Origin of the sequence: Bacillus sp. AR4-2 (assembly GCF_008274865.1) — a bacterium.
GTDB lineage: Bacteria > Bacillota > Bacilli > Bacillales > Bacillaceae_G > Bacillus_A > Bacillus_A cereus.
Genome location: NZ_CP031062.1, coordinates 1,490,066 through 1,496,279, shown reverse-complemented (window position 1 = coordinate 1,496,279; position 6,214 = coordinate 1,490,066). Strand labels below are relative to the sequence as shown.

Below are 6,214 nucleotides of genomic sequence, written 5' to 3'. Positions count from 1 at the left end.
ACTACGTTGTAACTCGTCCAAAGATATACGATTACACACCATCTCAAGTTATTTTAGTCGTAATAAGTTGGCCAGCTTCATTAATAGTAACTTTCCATTTCACTCCACTAGCAGTCTTCATGATTATACCTTTACTTGCCTCTATTTCAATATCTCCAAACATTCTTCCGCCAGTTGTCGCTAACCAAGCACTCCCATTTTCCATAGAAGATCTTGCAAAGATACGATTAATTCGAAAACGTTTATGATCTTGAGAATAACCACTTAATGTAATTCTAACTTTATATAACTGACTCGCCTTCATATTCGATATAATTGTATCGCCAACATTTAATGGAACATCCAACGCGATAACCCAACTTCCAGTTGCGCTTAATGCATATTCAATTTTAATTTTCTTTGGGCTCTCTCCCCACCCAAAATACATTCCAAAACAATTTAACATTTGTATTGGTTTTTTCGTAAAATCCAGTTCAATTACAACTGGATTACTATCTGGAACGTCAATATAGTTTACACTTTGTTCATCTATTAAATTAAAGCAATTTGCGAGATTCCCCCCGTAAGGCACTTTCCCACTTACTTGCTTAATCGTATACTTCTGCTGAGCATTTACTAAAATATCATCTTGATTCCCTATTAAATGTGGTTTATTTAACGTAATCGGTAACTGAATTCGAAGAGATTCTTCATAGGTAGACTTACAAACATTGTATTGTCCTTTATCTACAATAGTTGTAGAAAGTAAATTTGAAAAAAGGTAGTTACGATGCGAATTAGAAGAAAATTCAATGACAATCTGTTCACTACTCATCCGGTACGTATCCCAAATCATACAATCAAATGTATTATACGCACCTGAACAACGAATTACTTTTTTCGTTTGTTGTCTACATTGCACTTGAATATCATGAAACGTATTTCCTGAACTTTCATTTGGCAAATCACTATTTCCATCTACTTCAATCCCATACACACATCCATCAATAAATATAGATTGAAATACATTAGCGTTAATCCAGCAAGGTGTATTGATATCATCTATATACTCTGTTTTCAAATATATTGCAGTTTGAAAGTTTTTAATTTGAATAAATTTAACTTGAAAGAAACTAATATAATCCCATGCCTTTTGACAATAAAAATGTATAGCTTTTCCTTTATACGATGAAGTTGTATTTATTATATTTATATTTGATATAACAGATTGATTAGGTACTTCGATTTGTTGTGAACCAGAAACATAAATAACAGCAGATTGAAACAATGTATTTATAACTTGAATAGTACCACCAACTATCGAAGCGTTACTTTGTAGCTCAAATGCATTAAAATCCCCATCAATTTGCAGCGTTACGGTAGGATCTAACTCTAATCTTACGTTTGATTTAATAACAATCGGCTTTACAATTTTGTACGTATTTACCCCTGTAATTCTAACCGTCGAAATTCGATTCGCTACACAATAATCAATAGCTTGCTGAATTGCTAATGAGCTATCATTTCCCGAGTTTGGAACTGCGCCAAAACAATCAATGTGAACGCTACTTTCTGGCGCACAATCTTCTTGGGAAGAAATATATTCTGACAAAATAAATTCACTCCTCATATTACCTTTTTTCATATAATATGTGAGTTCTCTCTTAAAAGTTTCTATAATAAAAAAAACAAACAACCTACCCGGTCATTTGTTTAACTCATATATATTTTTCGTTTCCTCTATCATTTTAGCTAACGAGAAATACCTCACTGCTTTCTCTCGTGCTTTCAATCTAATATCATTTACCCTTTGTTCATCCCCTTGTAGTTCTTCAAGTGCACTTGCGAATTCAGATTCACAATATTCAGATATTAAAACACCTGATTCTCCATCTATTACCGCTTCATGTATTCCACCAACATCTATTGAAACAATTGGTGTCCCTGTAGCCATCGCTTCAATTACTACCATTGGAAACACTTCACGAAAAGATAATAAAAGTAAAGCATCCATATTCCCTATAAACTCATGCGGCTCTGAAATATTCCCTAGCATCTTCACCCTTTGCTGTAATCCATATTTTTCTATTTCTTTCATAATCGATTCTTTCTCTGGTCCATCACCAGCAATATAAAACATAAAATCATTTCTCTTTTTCAACACATTTGCAATTTTGACAAATAGTTGATGGTTTTTCTCTTTGGATAATCTAGCTAATATCCCTATTTTATATGTAGATTCTTTCTTTTTCTGCTGGAATAAAAACTTTTCAATATCGACACCGTTATAAATTGTATTTATTTTTTCTTCTGCTACATGAATTGAAATTAAATTATTCTTTTCAAACTCACTTACTGTAATAATATTGTTCACATATTTATTCATGAAATAACGAAAAAGCGTTGGCATTTTTTTTTCTAATATCGTTACATTATGTTTCGTATAAACAATTTTCATCTTTTTTTTAATAAACTTTTGAAGTAGAAAAGCATATAATACCATTCGCAAACTATTTGCATGAATAAGTTCTATCTTTCGTTTACAAATTTCGTTTCGTAAATAATAAATATTTCTCAAATGATTCCATCGACTAAGTAATATAAAATTTTCTTTTCTAGTAAGAGATTCATATAGTTCTCCATCACCTGCAGCTGTATAAATCTTAAAATCATCATAACGCAAATTACTTTCCAATTTACAGAAATAGCTCTCGGCTCCGCCAGTTATCAATTTATCTGTCATCAACAGTATATTCATAATTGCGTCTTCCCAACTACATTGATTTTATTTTTTTTATAAGCATGATAAGCATACTTACTAAAATAGTAAAAAATTTGCACCGAATTCAGTCGTTCTTGTTCCCTTAACAATTTCCAATACCGGAAAGCTGCTCTAATTTTATTTCTAGAAACAGAATTTGTAACAATTCTATATTTTGCTAACACTTGCTGTATACCTTTTGCTTCATACCCTTCATGTAATAAGTTCAGCCATAACGCTGTATCTTCCGGCTGTATACTAGGCATTTCGACATATGGAATTTTTTCACGATCAATCATCACTGTTAAACAACCGATAATTGTATTTCCTACTAAATAATGATAGTCAACAGATTTTGGTGCACTCACTTCACGATTTAATTCATTACCGTTTTCATCAATTAAACTATACGACGCATATGAAAAAGCAATATTCATTTCTTCCATAAATAACAATTGTGTCTTCAATTTATGCGGCAACCATATATCATCGCTATCTAAAAAGGCAATGTACCTTCCTCTTGCCTCTTGGATCGCTAAATTCCGAGCTTTAGCAGCACCAACATTTTGTTTTAATGATAATAACCTAATACGTGAGTCTCCTTCTATTATATCTTTAATTTTTGTGGCAGATTGGTCGGTTGAACCGTCATCAACGATAAGCATTTCCCAGTTTTCATACGATTGATTCTGTACAGATAAAATTGTCTCACCTATAAATCGTATACTATTATAAGAAGGTGTTATTACAGAAACATAAGGCGGCTCGTTATGTGCTGATAGACATTTTACCATCTATCTTTCCCCTTCCTTCATATATTGAAATATACTTCACAACAACTGCTAAAAATAAAAAGAATGCTTCGTTAATAATGAGTGACAATGACATCATCTGAAATATAAATGCAATCATAGTCAATAGAAGATATGGTTTTTCACAAAACAAAGTATGCTGCGCTAGCTTGAACATTAATATGAATAAAAACGCGCTATATAGAAGAAAACCAATTGTACCCGATTCAGACAAGATTTCTAAAAATGTATTGTGTACATATAATTTTTCATTAAATTGATACTCATAATAATTCGAAAAGTTAAAAGCACCGATTCCGATATATGGATTGGATAAATAATATTTAAAAGCAGCTTCCCATAATGTAAATCTACCACTTCCATTATCATGGGAAAAATCAGAAATTCGTTTATTTAATATGTCATCTAATTGCCCCCCCATTACACTATTTGATAAACTAAAAATAACTACACTAAACAATACTAAACTTATAATTATTTTTATTTTTTTAGCGAAACTAGACATACATATATATACAAAAACGACAAGCACAAGCGCTAGTATACCACCCCTTGAAAAGGTTAATAAACTCGTCGTAACACATAAAATTAACCCTAGAATGTTAGTGATATTTTGTAAATTCGTCATATAGTACATAAAAAATATTGTATTATAGAAAATAAAGATGTTAGGATCATCTAGCAATCCAATTAACCGTGGATATCCTCTATCAACTAATAAACCAGCAAAAATTTCTCTCTCTTCTCCACCGTATAAACTAAAGTATTGTAAACCGATTATATAGAGTATTAGACTTACAACATTAAATACTACTCCTACATAAGCAATAGATGATTCAAGTACCACTATTTCCGTATTCCCCAATAAATTCCTCATTATAAAATAGCATCCTAAAACGAGTAGCACGCCAAAAATCATACGAATACTAGCATTTAAATACATAGAAAGAATTCCACTTAAACAATAAATGAAATAAAACAGTAAAAATATAACTTCATGAAAATATAATTTTTGAATATGAAAGTCTTTAATTGTTAAACAAAAATATATGACTAAAAAAATCATATATATCTTCAATGAAAATCCAATATATAAATTGTATTTACTTAACATAACAAATAATATTAGAAGAATAATCCATCCCATCGATACTTTCATATTATTTTCCATAGGCTATATCCCCTGTTTCGTAATATAATCCTTTTTGCGTATTTTTCTTATAAAAGAAAGAAGAAGTTTTTTTAGCTCATAATCATATAGGAATATGGCAGCTAGTACAATTAGTATATTAAGAACAAGCGCAATTAAATGATATGTATGCAATATATATTGCACTCCAATAAAGGTTACACCAAAATAAATTGTATACGGTATTACAATTTGGAATACAATTTTTTTCTTCACTACACTCACTGCTATATATCCCACTAAAGCGACTATTTCAAATAAAACCATAGCGTATGCCGCTCCTATCACTCCACCAAGACTACTAAAGCTATACAGCATAACCCCACCTATCACCAATGCTACACACTGCACAACAGTTCTCTTATTTTGACATCCACTCGTCGTTAAACCGTCAGCAATAGCAATATTTAAACTTTGTAGCACAATAAGAAATGATAATATTCGGAGTGGTTCTACTGCATTGCTCCATTCCTCATGAAAAAATATAGAAATAAAGTATGGTGCTAAATGATATAAACCGATCGTCATACATATTCCTACAATCGCCATTGATTTAATTTGAAGCAAATTTAATTTCGTATGCTCTTCTAAATTATTCTGGTTATAATGCTTAAAGAGCACCGGAAAAAACGCACCTGCAATTACCCCTGGTACTTGATATAAAGCTGCCGGCATCCGGTACGCCACTGCAAAAACACCTACCATACTTAATGGCAATGTATAGTTGAGCAAGATAGGTGCTAATTGTGGCGTACTCATTATTAAAAAACCGCTAATAATAAAGGGAGTTAATTGCCAAAATAACGCTTTATGAATTACGACTTTCATATTCATTTTCGTCTTTCTTCTCATGATATATATACTAAATAAACCACCGATCATATACCCAAAAGCATATAAACGAGCCGTTACATACACCGGTAACTCTCCGAAAATACAAAAACATGTAATTATAATGACAACTGATGCTGATACAACTTTTATGAGCGCTATATACTTCATACGTTCCGTCAGTTGAAAATAGGCAATTCCTATGTTTTGCCAAGTTAATCCTATTAACATGAAAAACATTACGTTTATCATCATATAAATTAAATTTTTATCCGCATACATATAATGAATAGCAATATAACCGATGATAGAAATAAAAATAAGTAGAATCATCCTTATTTTTATATACGATGATAAAATCTGCTCTAAATCTGCTCCATCCTTTGCCCCTTCTCGAAGAAACGTATTACTAAGTCCTAAGTCTGTAAAGAATAACATAACAAACGTCACTGCTATGGCAACACTAAACATCCCATAATGTTGTGCGTTAAAAAAGTTTGCTAAAACAATTAAACTGACGGCCTGAAGAAGGTTAGCTAAAATCGTACTATAAAATAGATGGATAATATTGTTTAGAATAGATCTACCCATACAAGTTCTCCTTTGCAAGTAACCTACTTACATATGTTGTTTGTTTACATA

General features: G+C 31.4%; 5 protein-coding genes. All 5 read right to left on the bottom strand.

Annotated features, from left to right (window positions below; translation table 11 throughout):
• Positions 1 to 43: 43 nt before the first annotated feature.
• Positions 44 to 1,591 (bottom strand): glycoside hydrolase family protein, encoded by a 1,548-nt coding sequence (locus DN399_RS07870; RefSeq protein ID WP_140421636.1) that lies wholly within the window; start codon positions 1,589 to 1,591, stop codon positions 44 to 46.
• Positions 1,592 to 1,684: 93 nt separating this feature from the next.
• A complete protein-coding gene (locus DN399_RS07865) occupies positions 1,685 to 2,737 on the bottom strand; it encodes a glycosyltransferase family 4 protein (protein WP_149149438.1) in 1,053 nt (350 codons plus the stop codon).
• Positions 2,734 to 3,534 carry a glycosyltransferase family 2 protein gene (locus DN399_RS07860; protein ID WP_000237682.1) on the bottom strand — a complete coding sequence of 267 codons (801 nt, stop codon included), beginning with the start codon at positions 3,532 to 3,534 and terminating at the stop codon, positions 2,734 to 2,736. Before DN399_RS07860 ends, DN399_RS07865 begins: the two co-directional genes overlap by 4 nt.
• A complete protein-coding gene (locus tag DN399_RS07855; protein WP_149149437.1) occupies positions 3,509 to 4,723 on the bottom strand; it encodes an O-antigen ligase family protein in 1,215 nt (404 codons plus the stop codon). The genes DN399_RS07860 and DN399_RS07855 overlap by 26 nt, the downstream gene beginning before the upstream one ends.
• A gap of 3 nt (positions 4,724 to 4,726) precedes the next feature.
• On the bottom strand, positions 4,727 to 6,163 hold the full coding sequence (locus DN399_RS07850; protein WP_006928695.1) for an oligosaccharide flippase family protein: 1,437 nt from the start codon (positions 6,161 to 6,163) through the stop codon (positions 4,727 to 4,729).
• Positions 6,164 to 6,214 lie beyond the last annotated feature (51 nt).